Origin of the sequence: Sulfitobacter sp. BSw21498, from assembly GCF_006064855.1 — a bacterium.
Classification (GTDB): Bacteria; Pseudomonadota; Alphaproteobacteria; order Rhodobacterales; family Rhodobacteraceae; genus Sulfitobacter.
In genome coordinates this window covers 452,114-470,229 of sequence record NZ_CP040753.1, presented here as the reverse complement: position 1 = coordinate 470,229, position 18,116 = coordinate 452,114, and the positions used below count along the sequence as shown (strand labels likewise).

General features: G+C 60.8%; 13 protein-coding genes. 4 read left to right on the top strand and 9 right to left on the bottom strand.

Annotated elements, in window-relative coordinates; all coding sequences use genetic code 11:
- The first annotated feature begins 95 nt into the window (after nt 1-95).
- The 4 genes from cobS (at nt 96) to E5180_RS02350 (ending at nt 5,348) form a co-directional block, all read left to right on the top strand.
- Entirely contained in the window at nt 96-1,082 is a 987-nt protein-coding gene (gene cobS / locus E5180_RS02365; protein WP_138922985.1) for a cobaltochelatase subunit CobS, read from the top strand.
- 155 nt (nt 1,083-1,237) lie between these two features.
- Nucleotides 1,238-3,115 (top strand): cobaltochelatase subunit CobT, encoded by a 1,878-nt coding sequence (cobT, locus tag E5180_RS02360; RefSeq protein ID WP_138922984.1) that lies wholly within the window; start codon nt 1,238-1,240, stop codon nt 3,113-3,115.
- Between the two features lie 57 nt (nt 3,116-3,172).
- A complete protein-coding gene (locus E5180_RS02355; protein WP_138922983.1) occupies nt 3,173-4,963 on the top strand; it encodes an aminopeptidase P family protein in 1,791 nt (596 codons plus the stop codon).
- A 40-nt stretch (nt 4,964-5,003) separates the two neighbouring features.
- Nucleotides 5,004-5,348, top strand: a complete 345-nt coding sequence (locus E5180_RS02350; protein WP_138922982.1) for a DUF427 domain-containing protein — start codon at nt 5,004-5,006, stop codon at nt 5,346-5,348.
- Between the two features lie 58 nt (nt 5,349-5,406).
- Here E5180_RS02350 and E5180_RS02345 read toward each other — a convergent pair whose 3' ends face one another.
- The 9 genes from E5180_RS02345 to E5180_RS02305 form a co-directional block, all read right to left on the bottom strand.
- Nucleotides 5,407-7,167 (bottom strand): calcium-binding protein, encoded by a 1,761-nt coding sequence (locus E5180_RS02345; RefSeq protein WP_138922981.1) that lies wholly within the window; start codon nt 7,165-7,167, stop codon nt 5,407-5,409.
- Between the two features lie 145 nt (nt 7,168-7,312).
- Nucleotides 7,313-8,998: a chloride channel protein gene (locus tag E5180_RS02340; protein WP_138922980.1), complete on the bottom strand. Its 1,686-nt coding sequence runs from the start codon at nt 8,996-8,998 to the stop codon at nt 7,313-7,315.
- Nucleotides 8,999-9,077: 79 nt separating this feature from the next.
- Nucleotides 9,078-10,739: a DNA repair protein RecN gene (gene recN / locus E5180_RS02335; RefSeq protein ID WP_138922979.1), complete on the bottom strand. Its 1,662-nt coding sequence runs from the start codon at nt 10,737-10,739 to the stop codon at nt 9,078-9,080.
- Between the two features lie 37 nt (nt 10,740-10,776).
- Nucleotides 10,777-11,649, bottom strand: coding sequence for an outer membrane protein assembly factor BamD (locus E5180_RS02330; RefSeq protein ID WP_138922978.1), 873 nt, complete (start codon nt 11,647-11,649; stop codon nt 10,777-10,779).
- A 211-nt stretch (nt 11,650-11,860) separates the two neighbouring features.
- On the bottom strand, nt 11,861-12,784 hold the full coding sequence (gene lpxC / locus E5180_RS02325; RefSeq protein WP_138922977.1) for a UDP-3-O-acyl-N-acetylglucosamine deacetylase: 924 nt from the start codon (nt 12,782-12,784) through the stop codon (nt 11,861-11,863).
- A 337-nt stretch (nt 12,785-13,121) separates the two neighbouring features.
- On the bottom strand, nt 13,122-14,771 hold the full coding sequence (ftsZ, locus tag E5180_RS02320) for a cell division protein FtsZ (RefSeq protein ID WP_138922976.1): 1,650 nt from the start codon (nt 14,769-14,771) through the stop codon (nt 13,122-13,124).
- 172 nt (nt 14,772-14,943) lie between these two features.
- Nucleotides 14,944-16,278, bottom strand: coding sequence for a cell division protein FtsA (gene ftsA / locus E5180_RS02315; protein ID WP_138922975.1), 1,335 nt, complete (start codon nt 16,276-16,278; stop codon nt 14,944-14,946).
- Between the two features lie 4 nt (nt 16,279-16,282).
- Nucleotides 16,283-17,170 (bottom strand): cell division protein FtsQ/DivIB, encoded by an 888-nt coding sequence (locus E5180_RS02310; RefSeq protein WP_138922974.1) that lies wholly within the window; start codon nt 17,168-17,170, stop codon nt 16,283-16,285.
- Entirely contained in the window at nt 17,158-18,078 is a 921-nt protein-coding gene (locus tag E5180_RS02305; RefSeq protein WP_138922973.1) for a D-alanine--D-alanine ligase, read from the bottom strand. Before E5180_RS02305 ends, E5180_RS02310 begins: the two co-directional genes overlap by 13 nt.
- Nucleotides 18,079-18,116: the final 38 nt, after the last annotated feature.

Here is an 18,116-nt window from a genome sequence, read left to right as displayed (position 1 = left end):
CTTTCCCTCGCGCTCAGGAAAGATATGTTGCCGTGGACGCCACCCCCTGATCCGCAGGCGGTGCGCAGGACAGAAGCATGAAGGACGTACAGAATATGGCCGAGACCTCATTGGACCTCACAACCAAACCCACCAAAGAGATCTCCGTTCGCGAAGTCTTTGGCATCGACACAGATATGGTCGTGCACGGCTTTGACGAACGTACAAGCCGCGTTCCTGAGCTGGACAGCACTTATAAATTCGACCCTGACACCACGATGGCGATCCTTGCGGGGTTCAACCACAACCGCCGCGTGATGGTTCAAGGCTACCACGGGACGGGTAAGTCCACCCACATCGAACAGGTGGCAAGCCTGTTGAACTGGCCTTGTGTACGGGTCAACCTTGATAGCCACATCAGCCGGATCGACCTGATCGGTAAGGATGCGATCAAGCTGAAAGACGGCAAGCAGGTTACCGATTTCCAGGAAGGCATCCTGCCTTGGGCGCTGCGCAACCCGACTGCGATTGTGTTCGACGAATATGATGCGGGCCGTGCCGACGTGATGTTCGTGATCCAGCGCGTGCTGGAAGTTGACGGCAAGCTGACGCTGCTTGACCAGAACAAAGTGATCGAACCCCACCCCTATTTCCGCATTTTTGCAACCGCCAACACTGTTGGTCTGGGCGATACCACGGGTCTCTATCACGGCACGCAGCAGATTAACCAAGGTCAGATGGACCGTTGGTCGCTGGTCGCCACGTTGAACTATCTCAGCATCGATGCGGAAACGCAGATCGTTCTGTCCAAGAACCCGCATTACAACACGGACAAGGGCCGCAAGACGATCAAGCAGATGGTCACCGTCGCCGACCTGACGCGGACCGCCTTTATGAACGGCGAACTGTCGACCGTCATGTCGCCTCGGACCGTGATTGCCTGGGCCCAGAACGCCGAGATCTTCCGCGATGTGGGCTATGCCTTCCGTCTCTCGTTCCTCAACAAATGTGATGAACTTGAACGCCAGACCGTCGCCGAGTTCTATCAGCGCCTGTTCGACGAAGAGCTGCCGGAATCCGCCGCAAGCCTGAGCCTTGGCTGAGGCACAACCCGCCCTGTGCCAACGTCGGCGGGGGTGAATAACACGACGTTCACCGGCACTTAGGGTCGGTGAACGGCAGTTTGACCGCAGTGCCAGTTTCGCGTGGCCGCGGTGACAAAAGCCGCATACCGGCCGCACTCGGATGGGAGAATGACATGAGCAAACAATCAGATAACCCCGCCGACGCGTTCAAAAAGGCTTTGGCCGAAGCAACCAAAGTCATGTCGAAGGATCCCGATCTTACGGTGAGCTTTTCCGTCGATCCCTCGGGGCTGAGCGGCGATTCAATGCGCTTGCCACAGGTCAGCCGCCGCATGACCCGCGAAGAAGTCCTGCTTGCCCGGGGCACCGCCGATGCGCTGGCGCTGAACCGGCGCTATCACAACGGCCAGACCCATTCGAAATACATGCCCGCCGGTGACATGGCCCGCGACCTATATGAGGCGATGGAAACCGCCCGCTGCGAAGCCGTGGGCGCACGTGACATGCCCGGCACCGCCGGCAACATCGACGCGAAGATCAAATATGACTCCCTGCGCAAAGGGTACGATCAGGCGAAACAGCCCTCGGATGTGCCTTTGGCCACGGCAGCAGGCTATCTTGTGCGCCATCTGGCGACGGGGCGCGATATGCCCGCCGGTGCCGCCAACGCAATGGAGCTGTGGCGCGGTTATATCGAGGATCAGGCCGGCGGCACGCTCGAGACACTGAACGACACGCTAGACGATCAGGCCGCCTTTGCCCGCTTTGCCCGCAAGATGATCTTCGATCTGGGCTATGGCGACCAACTGGGCGATGACCCAGATCAAGGCGACGATGATCAGGACAGTGCCGAGGAAGAAGGCACCGAAGAAGAGCAAGAGCCCGATAGCACCGGTCAGGACGAACAAGACGAGGACGAGGCAGAGGCCTCTCCGGAACAGTCGCAAGAACAACAGCAAGATGAATCCCAAGCGCAGGTGTCGATGGATGATACCGCCGACCAAGAGCTTGGCGAAGAAGCAGAAATGCCCGACGGCGACGCCCCGATGGAGCCCCCCGCCCCGCCGCAGGCATCGGATGCGGACCCGAATTATCTGGTGTACCAGACCGACCACGACGAGGTGATCGGTGCCGCAGATTTGGCCGAACCGGCAGAGCTTGAACGGTTGCGCGCCTATCTCGACCAGCAGCTTGAACCATTGAAGGGCGCGGTGAGCCGACTGGCGAACAAGCTGCAGCGCCGCTTGCAGGCGCAGCAAAACCGGTCATGGGAATTTGATCTCGAAGAAGGCACGCTGGACGCCGGTCGTCTGGCCCGCGTGGTGGCCAACCCCACGACGCCACTGTCGTTCAAGGTCGAACAGGACACCGAATTCCGCGATACCTGCGTGACGCTGCTGCTCGACAACTCCGGCTCGATGCGCGGGCGTCCGATCTCTATCGCCGCGATTTGCGCCGATGTTCTGGCCCGCACGCTGGAGCGCTGTAACGTCAAAGTCGAGATTTTGGGCTTTACCACCCGCGCATGGAAAGGCGGCCAAGCCCGTGAGGCATGGCTGAACGATGGCCGTCCGGTACAACCAGGCCGTCTGAATGATTTGCGCCACATCATCTATAAATCCGCAGACGCCCCCTGGCGGCGTACGCGGCCCAACCTGGGGCTGATGATGAAGGAAGGCCTGCTGAAAGAGAACATCGACGGCGAGGCGCTGGAATGGGCCCACCGCCGGATGATCGCACGACACGAATCCCGCAAAATCTTGATGGTGATCAGCGACGGCGCGCCCGTGGATGACAGCACCCTGTCGGTGAACCCCGCCAACTATCTGGAAAAACACCTGCGCGACGTGATCGCCATGGTCGAAAAGCGTAAGGCCGTCGAACTGCTGGCCATCGGCATCGGCCACGACGTGACCCGCTATTATGACCGCGCCGTCACGATCACGGATGTGGACCAGTTGGCCGGTGCCATGACAGAGCAGCTGGCCGCCCTTTTCGACACCGATCCGCGCAAACGCGCCCGTGTCATGGGCATGCGCCGCGCAAGCTGAGGGTCAAGGACGCTCCGCGGGGAGTTTTAAGAGCAAAATGAAGAATGGGGTGGTGACATGTTTCAATCGTTCGAGGTGACCTCGCGGCCGGAACAAGGGCCGCCACGGCTGGCCGCGCTGCGCAAGCAATTGCGAACCGACGCGCTTGACGGGTTTCTGGTGCCCCGCGCCGATGCCCATCAGGGCGAATATGTTGCCCCCCGCGATGACCGGCTGAAGTGGCTGACAGGGTTTACCGGATCGGCTGGTTTCTGTGCCGCCTTGCGGGATGTGGCGGGCGTGTTCATCGACGGGCGCTATCGCACGCAGGTCAAGGCGCAGGTGGCGGATGTCTATACGCCGGTCGCATGGCCCGAGGTGTCACTGGCAGATTGGCTGCGCACAGAGCTGCCTCAGGGCGGCATCGTGGGATTCGATCCGTGGCTGCATGCCGCCGGACAGATCGAGCAATTAGAGACAGCGCTGGAAGGCAGCAGCGTGACGCTACGCCGTACCGGTAATCTGGTGGACCGCATCTGGGCAGACCAGCCCGCACTGCCGATGCAGCCCGCCAAATTGCATCCGGTCGAATTTGCCGGCGAGGCACATGATGACAAAATCGCACGGCTTGCAGGATCGTTGCGCGACAAGGGCCGTGCCGCGGCAGTAATCACCCTGCCCGATAGCCTGTGCTGGCTGCTTAATATTCGCGGGTCCGATATTGCACGCAATCCGGTCGTCCACGGCTTTGCCGTGCTGCACGATGCCGGTCATGTTGATCTGTTCGTCGCCCCCGCCAAGCTGGAGGGGCTGGAGGCGCATCTGGGCCCGCACGTGACCATTCATGCACCAGAGGCGTTTCTGGCGGCTCTCGCCGACCTAACTGGTGCCGTTCTGGCCGAGAAAGCGACTGTGCCGGTGGCTGTCGCGGATGCTTTGGGCGACAAGATCGTGTGGGGCGACGACCCCTGCGCTCTGCCCAAGGCCCGCAAGAACGAGGCCGAGATCAACGGATCTATCGCCGCGCACCTGCGCGATGGGGCGGCCTTGGTCGAGGTTCTGGCCTGGCTCGGTGCACAGCCAGCGGGCAGCGTGACGGAGACACAGGTCGTCACCAAGCTCGAGACGGCACGCCGCCGCGATCCGGCGCTGCAAGAGATCAGCTTTGAGACCATCGCCGGCACCGGCCCCAATGGCGCGATCATGCATTACCGCGTGACCGAAGACACCGATAGTGTTCTGCAAGACGGGCATCTGCTGGTGTTGGACTCCGGTGGGCAATATCTGGATGGCACCACCGACATCACCCGCACCATAGCCATCGGCACGCCGCCGGCCGAGGCGAAAGAGGCGTTTACCCGTGTGCTCAACGGTTTGATCGCCATGAGCCGCCTGCGCTGGCCTAAAGGGTTGGCTGGCCGCGATATCGAAGCCGTGGGCCGATTGCCCCTTTGGATGGCAGGGCAGGATTTCGATCATGGGCTGGGCCATGGCGTCGGAGCCTATCTGAGCGTCCACGAAGGGCCGCAACGGCTCAGCAAGCTGAGCACGGTGCCCCTGTCCGACGGTATGATCCTGAGCATCGAGCCCGGCTATTACCGCGAGGGGGCCTTTGGCATTCGGCTGGAAAACCTTGCCGTGGTACGGCCTGCGGGTGACATGCCGGGCGGGGACGAGCACCGCGCCATGCTCACTTGGGAAACGCTGAGCTTTGCCCCCATTGATACGCGGTTGATCGTGCCCGACATGCTGAGCATGGATGCGCGGGACTGGCTGAACGCCTATCACCGCGACGTTGCGGAAAAGATCGGACCGCAGCTATCACCGGTTGCGAAACTGTGGTTGGATGCGGCAACAGCGCCGGTTTGAGCGCGATATAAATCAGTTCATTCAGGGAGGACGGTCAGCAATGGCAGACCATATCAAGATTTTGAAGTCAAACGGGACATGGACAGTGCGCGCAGGCGGTGCGGTATTGGCCGAAACACGCAATGCGCTGGAACTGCGCGAGGGCGACCGCGACGCGGTAATCTATATCCCCCGCTCGGATATCGCGATGGCGTTTCTGGACAAGACCGACAAGACCACCCACTGCCCCCACAAGGGCGACGCGCATTATTTCTCGGTCGTGACCAAAAGCCGGACGCTCGACAACGTCGCATGGTCCTATGAGGACCCGAACGACGCCGTGGCCGAGATCAAAGGTCATCTGGCTTTCTACCAGCTGCCCGAGGTCGCGGTAGAGCAAATCTAGGGGCCCCCGCGAGGGCCCCAAAATTTCAAGGTTGATGTAAGGGGGGCTGCGGCCCCTCTTATGCGTTCAGCAGCCAGCTTGTGTCCGCGCCGAGATCGGCGGCGCTGGTGTTTTGCACGATCACCACGACATTGCCGTTGACCACAAGCTCGCTGTCGGTGCCATTGGCCGCGGCGCGGATTTCGAACATGCCGTCCCCGGGGGCGAAGCTGGCGGGCGATCCTTGGGTTTCTTGCAGGTACAGACCGTCTTCGGCAAGGTTGAAATCGGTCACGATCACCGGTGCCTTTCCAATCTGATCATAGCCGATGGCGTTGATTACATCGGCCCCGTCACCCCCTGTCACCGTATCGCCGTCGTTGGCGCTGATGGTGTCGTCGCCGTCGCCTCCCAGCACCACATCGGCCATCGTATCCGTATCGCCTGACACATTGCCGTCGAGGTTGAAGTCAAACGCACGGATCACGTCATCACCGGCACCGCCGTCGATGCTGTCAGCACCCAGCCCCGAGATAAGGAAATCATTCCCCGCCCCGCCGTTCAACGTGTCATCGCCCATACCGCCGAACAATGCGTCATTCCCGGCATCACCATCGATCAGGTCGTCACCCTTGTTGCCCGCCAACTTGTCCGGCCCTTCGCCGCCTGACAGCGTGTCATTGCCAGGGCCCGCGTTGATCGTATCGGCCCCTGCATCGCCCGACAGGTCGTCATTGCCGCTGCCACCATTGATCAGATCGCTTTGGGTGCCGCCGCTGATCACGTCATCGCCCCCGTTGCCGTTCAGCGTGTCGTTCAACCCGCCGCCCATCAACGTGTCGTTCCCACCGTTGCCATTCAGCAGATCGTTGCCACCCTCACCGTCGAGCACATCATCGCCCGCCAGCCCGCTGAGCGTATCGCTGCCGACGCCGCCCATAAGGGTATCGTTGCCCGCGCCGCCGCTGAGCCCGTCGTTGCCCGCGTTGCCCATCAGGATGTCGTCACCATCATTCCCTTCAAGGTAGTCAAAGCCTTCGCCACCGCTAAGCGTGTCATTGCCGCGGCCCCCCAGCACAGTATCCGCGCCAAAGTTGCCCATGGCGTCGTCATTGCCCGACCCACCGTTGATTAGATCGTTGTTGGTGCCACCGCGCAGCACATCGTCGCCGGAACCGCCAAAGAGCGTGTCCATCAGCCCGCCGCCCAAAAGCGTATCGTTGTCGGACCCGCCGATCAGGGTGTCGGACCCAAGACCGCCCACAAGGGAATCCGCACCGCCGAAACCCGCCAAGCTGTCGTCGCCGCTGCCACCTATCAGGGTGTCATTGTCGGCACCGCCGTCGAGTGTATCGCTGCCGTTGTTCCCGTTCAGCAGATCGTCGCCCACGCCACCGCGCAGCATGTCGCTGCCCTGCCCGCCAGACAGATCATCGTCGCCCCCGAAACCGGTCAGGCTGTCCGCGCCATTGCCACCCAAAAGCGTATCACTGCCGGGGCCACCGTTGACGGTATCGCGGCCCTCTTCGCCATTGCCAAGGTTGTCGCCACCGCCAAGGTGCAGCATGTCGTTGCCAGCACCGCCCTGGACGGTGTCATCCCCACCAAAGCCGTTTACCGTGTCGTCCCCGCCAAAGGCATCGATGTCATCATTTGCCCCCGTGCCGGTGACCAGGTCAGGCCCATTGGTGCCCTGTTGCAGTACAATCTGCGGGGATGTGACATTTGGCTCTGACACGTCTTCGATGTCCTCCGATATGTCATCATCACCGTCGTCGCTGCCCATCAGCCCTGCCATTCCAAAAAGCGCGAGCGCCGGCAGTAAAGTCAATCCAAGCATGTTAAAATCCCCCAAAACTATACTTAAGAGTGTAGTTCACGGGGACCGTCCCAGCAAAGCCAAATTCCTGCCGCAATTCAGCCGCATTTCAATATTTCACGACAATCATATCTCGCACGACCTACTGTGCTGAAAGTAGCAACAATTAAGAATGTTCTTCGGCGGCGGTTTCGGCCAGGGCGCGGTTATAGGCCTTGAGGGCATCGACATGGAACAACGCGCCCAGCAATTCTGGCGGCGATTCGGGTTTCAGCGTGACCACTGGAATAAAGGCAGCACCGGTCTGCTCGAAAATCGGCATGGCGGCCTCTAGTGTGGCGGTGCCGTCAATATAGGTCCCTTCGCCGATCAGTTCCCAACAGGTTTCCTCGTTCGCGGCACGCAGATCGTCGGGGCGGCGCATGATGCGGCCGACCATGAACATGCCCAGCAAATAGGCCTGTGGACCGGCCGCAAGGTGAATACCACGCCGCTCCATCTGGGTGAGAAAAAAGCTGCGGTGCACCAGACGTGACGCCAACCCCGTAGACATGCTGACAGCGACCATGACCGCAAGACCCGTCTGCCAGTCACCTGTCAGTTCGAACACAATCAACGTCGTAGAAATCGGCGCGCCCAGAACGGCTGCCGCCACCGCCCCCATTCCCGCCAGCGCATAAAGCGAGGTCGCACCCGACATCGTGGGGAATACGCCCGTGGCGATCAGACCAAACGCCAGCCCCGTCAACGCGCCCAGCATCAGCGAGGGCGAGAACACACCGCCGCCCATGCGCCCCCCAAGTGTGATCGACACGGCGATGATCTTGAGCACGGCAAAAACGACCGCCTCGTGCAGGATCATATCGCCGCTCAGGGCGCGGGTTGTCGTCTCGTACCCGACGCCGATGATATGGGGGAACCACAGCGCGATTACGCCAAGGATCGCACCCGCCACAGCCGGCCGCAGATACCGTGGCAGCTTGCTGCGGGCCTGAATTAAATTGCCGATATCCTCGGCCCAAAAGATGCCGCGCATCAGGAATACCGCGACCACGCCGCAGGTCAGCCCGAGCAGCAAAAACGCTGGCAGTTCCGCGTAGAACGACATGTCGCCCACGGTGGGCAGGACAAATTCGGTCAGGCCGCCAAACTCTAGCCGGTTAATCACCGTCCCCGCGGCAGAGGCGATGACGATCGGGGCGAACGCATGCACGGCAAAGTGGCGCAACACGATCTCTAGCGCAAAAAGCGCCCCTGCAATCGGTGCGTTAAAGCTGGCCGATACAGCTGCCGCCACAGCGCAGCCCAGCAGGTCGCGCCCGGTGATGCCGCTTGCGTTGATCCGACGACTAACCAACGTCGCGATCACGCCAGCAAGGTGAACAACCGGCCCTTCGCGCCCCGACGACCCGCCGGTGCTGAGCGTGATCAGCGAGGCCAAAGCCGACGCGATCCCTGCCCGCGTTTCCACACGCCCTTCGTGTAGTGCGGCCCCGAGGATCACATCGCCGACACTGCGCGCGCGGGCATCGCGGGTGAAATTATGTAGGATGAGCCCCACAGTAAGCCCGCCGATCGTAGGAATTAAAACGACCCAATACCATTCGAGGCTGCCAATATAGCTGTGCAAACGCTGGACATCTTCGGTGCCATAAAGAAGCGCCTGTAACGCATTGATCCCTTTGCGAAAAAATAGCGCGGCAAAACCCGCGCAAATACCGATCACCAGCGCGATGAACCAAAAGGTAACCTTGCCCGGCCCCTTTTCACGCAGCACGCCCCAGCCAAAACGCGCATGGCTGCACAGCGTGTCATATTGCTGGTTCAGAAAGGGGCGCGGTTTCAAAGGCATGGCGGCTTTGCTGTCAGGGTTTCCCCATGTCTAGGACAGAGCCGCCTGCGTTAAAACCCCTGCAATCAAGACGAGGCTCTTAGCTGGCGAATTCTTCGCCCAAAAGCTCGCGTGCAGCAGCGCGGGCGGCGTCGGTGATCGTGTCTCCGGCCAGCATACGCGCGACCTCGTCCACCCGTTCGGGGGCCGACAACGGCGTGACCGTCGACAAAGTCATCCCTTTGGACACGGCCTTGGACACACGCCAGTGGTGTGCGCCCAAAGCGGCCACCTGCGGCGAGTGGGTGACAACAAGCACCTGACCGCCCTGCGACAGCGCCGCCAGACGCCGCCCCACCGCATCGGCTGTTGCACCGCCAACACCACGGTCGATTTCGTCAAAAATCATCGTCAGGCCGGTTTGCCCCTTGGCCAGACAAACCTTGAGCGCGAGCAGAAAGCGGCTTAGTTCCCCGCCCGATGCGATCTTGCCCAAAGGTCCCGCAGGCGCGCCGGGGTTGGTGGCAACGGTGAAGGATACCGCGTCACGCCCCTCGGGGCCCGGTGTTTCGGTTGTGATCTGGGTCGCAAAAACCGCGCGTTCCATTTTAAGCGGGGCAAGCTCAGCGGCGACGGCCTTGTCCAGCTTGCCTGCATTCTTTTGGCGTGCATCGGTCAGTGCGTCAGCGGCGGCGTCATAGGCGGCTTGGGCATCACGCACGGCTTTCTCGAGACCGGCCTGTGCTGCCTCGCCCGCGTCTAGCGCATCCAGCTTGCCGCGCAGCGTGTCGGCAAAGCCAGCCAGCTCATCGGCCTGTACCTCGTGCTTGCGGGCCATGCCGCGGATGGCGAACAGTCGTTCTTCGGCTTCCTCGAGCTCGATCGGGTTGAACGACATGGTGTCGATCGCGGCGACCACGCCCTCCGTCGCGTCGTCCAGTTCGACCATCGCACGTGACAGCGCGGCCATCGGGGCCTCTAGCGCGCCGTCGGCTTTGTGGGCGACGCCGTCAAGCCAGCGCAGGGCGTCGCCCAACTGGGTCTCTGCGCCGCCCTGTCCCATCATCTCGTAAGCGTTGACCACATCGCTGCGGATCTTTTCGGCGCTTTGCATCAAACGACGGCGCGCATCCAGCTGTTCTTCCTCGCCCGCTTGCGGGTCCAGCTTGTCCAGCTCTGCGACGGCATGGCGCAGGTATTCTTCTTCGGCTGCAATGGCTTCGCGGTCGGCAGCGGCCTGTTTCGCCGCCTTGCGTGCCGCAGCGAGGGCGGACCATGCCTGACGCACCTTGGCCCGCAGCGCAACCGTGCCCGCGAATTCATCCAGAATGGCGCGGTGGCCCTTTGGGTCAAGAAGCCCGCGGTCGTCATGCTGGCCGTGCAGCTCTACCAACGTCTCGGACAGCGCGCGCAGCACCTCGCCCGAACAGCGCCGATCGTTGACCCACGCCGTCTTGCGTCCGTCAGAGCCGTTGATCCGACGCAGGATCAGCTCGCTCCCACCCGGCAGTCCGGCCTCTTCCAGTACCGCATGGGCCGCGTGCCCCTCTGGCAGATCGAACCACGCTGTCACCTCGCCCTGAGACGCGCCCTGACGCACCAGATCAGCACGTCCACGCCAGCCCAGCACAAATCCCAGACTATCAAGCAGGATCGATTTGCCCGCGCCTGTTTCACCGGTCAGAACGTTCAAACCCGGCTGAAACGCAAGCTCCAGCCGGTCGATGATCAGCATATCCGAAATATCTAGGCCGCGTAGCATGGGTCACTATCCGTGAGGGCCGTAAAAAGGCGCGTGGTCAGATCCATTCGCCCTTGATCGTTTGGCGGTAAATCGCGGTCAGCCAGTTGTCCCCAAGGGACTTCATTTCAAGCCCTTGACCGGTCAACAACTTATAGCTGGCGGCGTACCACTCGGTCGACTGGTAGTTGTGGCCCAAAATGGCCCCGGCAGTCTGTGCTTCGTCGGTCAGGCCAAGCGAGAGATAGGCCTCGACCAAGCGATGCAGCGCTTCGGCTGTGTGGGTGGTGGTCTGGAAATCCTCGACGACAACGCGGAACCGGTTGATCGACGCGGTGTAATGCTCGCGGCGCAGATAATAGCGCCCGACTTCCATTTCCTTGCCCGCCAGATGGTCGAAGGCAAGATCGAACTTAAGCACCGCAGACCGCGCATATTCGCTGTCAGGGTAATCCTCTATCACGCGGCGCAACGCTTGCAGCGCCTGGAAAGTCAGGCCCTGATCGCGGCCGACTTCGTCGATCTGGTCATAATAGCTAAGCGCCAGCAGATAGCTGGCATAAGACGCGTCATCGTCATCGGGGAAGAAATCGATATAGCGCTGCGCGGCAGACCGGCTGCTGGGGTAGTCCTGATCCTGATGGAAGGCAAAAGCCTGCATGATCAGCGCGCGTTTGGCCCATTCGGAATAGGGATACAGGCGCTCGATTTCCGAGAAATACTCAGCGGCTTCGGCGGGGCGTTTGCGGTTTAGTTCGAATTCGCCGCGTTCAAAAATCTGTTCGGCCGAATAGGTTTCAAGCGGGATTTCCTGAGGGTTGAAGAAGCTGTTGGTCGTCCGACCCGTATCCTGAGCACCACCGCACGCGCCAAGAACGCCCGCCAAAAGCACCGCACCGACCACCCGCTTGCGCGACATCGTACCCGTCATGCGTTTCACCCTCGCTTTAAACTCTGCGTCACGTTTCACGATACGCCTTTGCCCGTGACTAGCACAAGGTTTCGCGCAACAAAACGACCATTCGGCAGTCCCCCGCAAGGGCAGCTGTCGACCGGCCAAATCGTAAACAAAGGATTACCCAAGCACCACCGGAGTTTCAACCGTCGTTAATGCCCTGCCCTTCGTCACCGCGATCACGATTTCAGGCAACGGCGGGAATTTCATCCCACTCAAGGCCAAAGCCCGGCAGACGCGACGCCATCTGTGCGTCGCATTCGACCATACGCACCGCGCCGGGGGTCGCGAACAGCGCGCGCAGCAGCGTGTTGGTCAGGCTGTGACCTGCGCGAACACCGGTATAGTGTCCAATAAGCGGCGCACCTGCCAGCGCCAGATCGCCCAAGGCATCCAGCATCTTGTGGCGTACAGGTTCGTCCGAATGGCGCAGACCGCCCGGGCTGAGGACTTGGTCGCCGTCAAATACGACCGCGTTCTCGCCGGCGTTGCCGCCCAAGGCCAGACCGTTGGCTTGCATCGCATCCACATCCGCCTGACGGCAGAAGGTACGGCTGTCGCAAAGTTCACGCGCGAAGCTGCCGTTGTTCATCACCAGCGACTTTTCCTGATGGCCGATGGCGGCGTCTGCAAAATCGATGACAAAGTCGATCTTCAGTGTGTCCGCAGGCGAGATGGTGGCCGATGCTTCGCCGTCGGTCACAGTGACGGTCTTGAGCACCTCAAATGCCCGTACAGGGGCCGCCAGCATGCGCACACCGCGCTGCATGATACCACGCACGAACGGCGCGGCAGACCCGTCAAGGATCGGCACTTCGGGGCCGTCGATCTCGATTAATGCGTTGTGGATACCGCAACCGGCCAGCGCCGCCATCAGGTGCTCAACAGTAGAGACCTGCAGGCCCGTCGCATTCTCAAGCTTGGTGCAAAGCGGCGAACGGTTCACCGCATCCCAACGCGCAGGGATCAAACGATCACCCACATCAACGTCGCTGCGTGAGAACCAGATACCGTGATGCACACCAGCAGGACGGATGGTCACAGTTGCGGGACGACCCGAATGAAGGCCGGTGCCGCTAAAGCTGATCGCTGTCTTGATGGTTGTCTGCACGGTTAATACTCACTGTCCAAAGATCATCTGTCTAAGTTGAACTCTGTCCTATCTGGGCCGTTCCGATTGCTCAATTCAATGATTACTACCGTCTGAAACATGACTGTCACAATTAAGGGGTAATATCCGCTCATTCACGGTAAGCGACTGATTTTAATATAAACTTAAGAAATCAGGCATGTCGCATGTCTGGCAAAGCGTGAAGACTGAGCTGCGGTTTTTTAACAAATATTACCGCAGTTGCTGCACCGCAGCATCCCTGAAGTTGTACCGCTAACGAAAAAGACCACCCCGAAGGGTGGCCTTTTAGACGCATACGAGGACGTCTTGCCGTTTCTTAGTTCGCCTGGCGACGCAGGAACGCGGGGATCTCGATCCGCTCTTGATCTTCGTCTTGCAGATCGCGCGGCTGTGGCGCGGCAGAGGACGCGCGGGTCTGGACCGGCGGCTGCTGGCGTGCGGGGCGCTGCTGCTGGGTTTCCGCCTCACCGTGGCCGGTCATGCGGTTGATCAACGAATTGATCCCGAAACGCTTTTCGCCCTGATCGGCCGCGGCAGGTTGCTGACGCTGCTGCTGGGGCTGTGCCTGAGGCTGGCGTTGCGGTTGTTGCTGCTGGGTTGGCGACGCTTTCTGAGCCGCCGCGCGCAGGCGGGCCAAAGCTTCGGGCGATGGGGTGCCCGGTGCAGACGCGCGTGGCGCGACAAATGCTTCTTGCTGTTGCGCGTCGACATTCACCTCTTCGTGGCGCGGCTGAAAAGACGCAACCTCGGGACGGTAAGCAGGGGGGGGAAGATCATCGGCGTTGGACGCGTTGTCTTCGTAGCGGTTGTCAGAGAAACCACCGTGCTGGGAAGACTGGTCTTCCTGGAACAACTGCTGCTGCGGCTCTTCTTCGTATTCCGCTTGGGCAGCAAGTGGTGCAGGCGTCTCGGTGGCTGGGGCTTGTTCAACCTCAAGGGTTCTGGCTGGCAACGGCTGCGACATCGAACGGCGTGGCACAGGCATTTCTGTGTTCACGTCAACCGCATCGATACCTGTCGCGACAACGCTCACGCGCATAACGCCACCCAGTTCAGTGTCGAGCGTGGACCCAACGATGATATTCGCGTCTGGGTCGACTTCTTCGCGGATACGGTTCGCCGCCTCGTCCAGTTCGAACAAGGTCAGGTCGTGGCCGCCGGTGATGTTGATCAGAACGCCCTTGGCACCGCGCAGGCTGATTTCGTCCAGCAGCGGGTTCGCGATGGCCTTTTCGGCAGCCTGGATGGCGCGATCTTCGCCCTCGGCCTCGCCGGTACCCATCATCGCCTTGCCCATTTCGTCCATCACAGCGCGAACGTCAGCAAAGTCGAGGTTGATCAGGCCGGGACGGACCATCAGGTCTGTAACGCCTTTGACGCCTTGATACAGCACGTCATCTGCAAGCGAGAATGCTTCGGTAAAGGTGGTTTTTTCATTCGCCAGACGGAACAGGTTCTGGTTGGGAATGATGATCAGTGTGTCGACAACTTTTTGCAGCGCCTCGATGCCGTCCTCGGCTTGACGCATCCGCTTGATGCCCTCGAACTGGAACGGTTTGGTCACGACGCCTACGGTCAGGACACCCAGCTCGCGTGCGGCTTGGGCGATAATTGGCGCAGCACCTGTCCCGGTGCCCCCGCCCATACCTGCCGTGATAAAGCACATGTGTGCGCCGGCCAGGTGATCTACAATCTGTTCAATGCTTTCTTCCGCAGCAGCAGCACCGACCGACGCCCGTGCGCCAGCACCCAGACCTTCGGTAACTTTGATGCCCAGCTGAACGCGGTTCTCCGCCTTGGCTTGCTGCAACGCTTGCGCGTCCGTGTTGGCAACCACGAAATCAACACCATCGAGTTCTTTTTCGATCATGTTGTTCACGGCGTTGCCGCCTGCCCCGCCAACACCAAACACTGTGATGCGGGGTTTCAGGTCGCCCTGTCCGGGCATTGAAAGATTGAGGGTCATGAGCCGTCCGCCTGTATTGTTTAGCTCGCTTACGGAGCATTTTTTGTGCAATTCCCCTTGTTGTATAGGGATAACGCCCTTGCGTCACCTAGAAAACACGATTTTGACACATTATATGGGCGTTTTTTTGCCGGTTTTCTCATGATTTCGACGCGCGCACCGCATCTGGGGGTTACCAGTTGTCGCGGAACCACTTGACAGCGCGCTTCAACGATCGGGCCGGATATCGGTCGGCAGGAATGTCGAAATCCCACCACTCGTCCTGCGGGTGCGCGGCGAATAACGCGAGCCCCACGGCAGAGGCAAAACCGGGCCCGGTTGCAGCCTGTGGCAGGCCGTGGACGCGCAACGGGCGGCCCAAACGGACCTGTTGGCCCAAGATCTTGCTGGCCAGCCCATCAAGGCCCGGAATTTGACTACCCCCACCCGTCAGCACGATCTGCTGGCTTGGTAGGTGATCAAATCCCGCGGCATCCAGACGGGCGCGGACCTCTTCGAGAATTTCTTCGACACGCGGGCGCATAATGCCGATCAGCTCTGCGCGGCTGACGGTACGGCGGTCGTGTTCATAGTCACCGGTATCCCCACCGATATCGATCATCTCGCGGTCATCCATGCCTGTCGCATGCACCCCACCATAGAACGTCTTGATCCGCTCGGCGTTGGCCGTCGGCACCTGCAATCCCATAGAGATATCAGAGGTAATGTGGTCGCCGCCCATACGGACGCTATCGGCATAAATCATGTGTTTGCGGATAAAGATCGACACAGAGGTCGATCCGCCGCCCAAATCGATGCAGGCCGCCCCCAGCTCTTGTTCGTCTTCGACCAGCGATGAAATCCCCGAGACATAGCCAGAGGACGCGATACCTGCCAATTCAAGGTCACAGCGTTTGATGCAATGGGCAAGGTGTTGAACCGCAGCGGCATCGACGGTCAGCATATGCATGTCGACCGACAGCGTATTGCCTAATTGTCCGCGCGGATCGGACAGACCCGACCGGTTATCCAGGGCAAAGTTCACGGGCTGCGCGTGCAGGACCTCGCGGCCTTCGCCGTATTCCGGGACATCGCAATTGGCCAGAACCTGCGCGACGTCCTGCTCGGATACGACTTGCCCTTCCAGTTCAAGCGTGGCGTCCAGACCATAGCTGCGCGGCTCGGCCCCCGAGAAACAGGCGATCACGTGATCCACGCGGATGTTCGCCATTTTCTGAGCAGCCTGCAGCGCGGTGCGCACGGCGCGTTCTGTTTCCTGCATGGCGCAAATTTCGCCAAAGCGGACCCCGCGCGACCGTGTGGTTGCAGCGCCGATCACACGAAAGCCCGACTGCCCCGCAAGCGACCCGATTTCACCCTCTTCGGACATGCGGCCCGTGCCGTCAAAACGCAAGACAAGGCAGGCAATCTTAGAGCTGCCCACATCCAGAATAGCCACCACGCCGCGTTGCATCGCAAGCTTACGCATGTGGCGCATGGATCGCTGACTATCGTATAGGTCCATCATGTTTTCACTGTCCCGAAATCTGCCTGATGCGCCACAATTCTTGTGTGGCTTCTTTGTTCATTTGCACGGTGGGCCGCTGCGCCAACCGCATATCTACCCGCGCCACATCGCGGCTTAGCACCTCTTCCGCGCCTTCCAGCGCGATCACCCGCTCCAGCGCCTGAACGGCCTGTGTTTCGGGCAGCAAGATACGCTGCTCACGGTCAAGAACGACGTCCCAACGACGTTCTCCCATGCGCACCAACCCCCGCAGCCGCTCCCCCAACGGAGCCGCCGTGCGGATCAATTCAAGCGCTTCGCCCACGCGTATGTTCGCAGCTTCACCCACGACCAGCGGAAGGTCCGTACGCTCGCCACGTGCCGCGATCTGCCCGATGGTGCTGCCCTCGGCGTCGATCAGCGACAGCCCGTCCTGACTGCGCCAAACAGCGACCGGCACCCGCGGCTGCACCGATACTTGCAATACACCGCCCGGCTTGACCCGAAGCGACGCCTGTTTGACGCCGGGAAGATTGGTGATCGCGTCGCGCAGCGCTGGAAGATCCAGATCGAACGAGCTGGTCGGAAATTCAACAGGCACCGTGGCGCGGACATCGGCGGCCAAGGTCCCTTCTACGCCGTCGATCGCCATCAGCTTGACCATGAATTCGGGCCGCTGCTGGATGCTGGTGCGCGCGTTTGCGTAGATATCGAACAGCTGTCCGCGCCGTGCTTCGTCCGCGAGGTAAATTGTCCCCGCCGTCATCGCCAGACAAAACGGCACCCCGACGCGCAACCCGAACCGGAAGGTCGGCGTCAGCATAAGGCGCTGCATCCGCCATGCCCAACGTGATGGCGCTGGATCAGTCTTGCCCAGCTTGGCGGGTTTAACGCGTTTGATCAACGATTGCATGACGCGTCCTCGATCATCCAGGCGCACAGCTCGCCGAAGGAAATACCCACTGACTGTGCCTGTTCTGGCGACAGCGACGTGGGGGTCATGCCAGGTTGTGTGTTGGTCTCGAGCAGGAAAAGACCCGCAGCGCCCTTGCTTTCATCCCAGCGGAAATCTGTGCGGCTGACGCCACGACACCCAAGCGCGTTATGCGCGCGCAGGGCGTAATCCATGCAAAGTTCGAAAATCTCGTGCGGGATGTCGGCCGGCACCACATGGGTTGATCCGCCGGCTTTGTATTTCGCGTCGTAATCATACCAGCCCGTGGTCTGGATATCGGTCACGGTGAGCGCCCGCTGCCCCATCACAGTGGTGGTCAGCTCGCGACCAGCGACAAATTTCTCGACCATCACCTCGGCGGGCATGGCGTCGTCCAACTGCGGCGGGCCGTTGTTTTCGACCTCGACCAGATAAACGCCAACGGACGAGCCTTCGTTGTTCGGCTTCACGACGTAGGGCGGATCCATCACATGCGACCCGCGCACAGTAGAGGCCGGAACGATCACGCTTTCAACAACGGGCAGGCCTGCGGCACGGAAAACTTCCTTGCTGCGCTGCTTGTCCATCGCCAGTGCAGAGGCCAGCACGCCGGAGTGCGTGTAAGGCAGCCCCATCCATTCAAGGATCCCCTGAACGCAACCATCTTCGCCCCAGCGACCATGCAGGCAGTTCAGAACCACATCAGGCTTGGCTGTAACCAAGTCAGCACAAAGATCGGGGCCGCAATCGACCTCGATGACTTCGAAATTCCGGTCCCGCAAAGCCGCTGCGCACGCGCGCCCTGTTGAAAGAGACACCTCGCGCTCAGCGGAGGGGCCACCCAACAATACTGCAACTCTCGGGGGTGTCCTGCTCGACAATCCCACTCAATCTGCCTTTTTAAATGGGCCTGTTGCGACCCTTA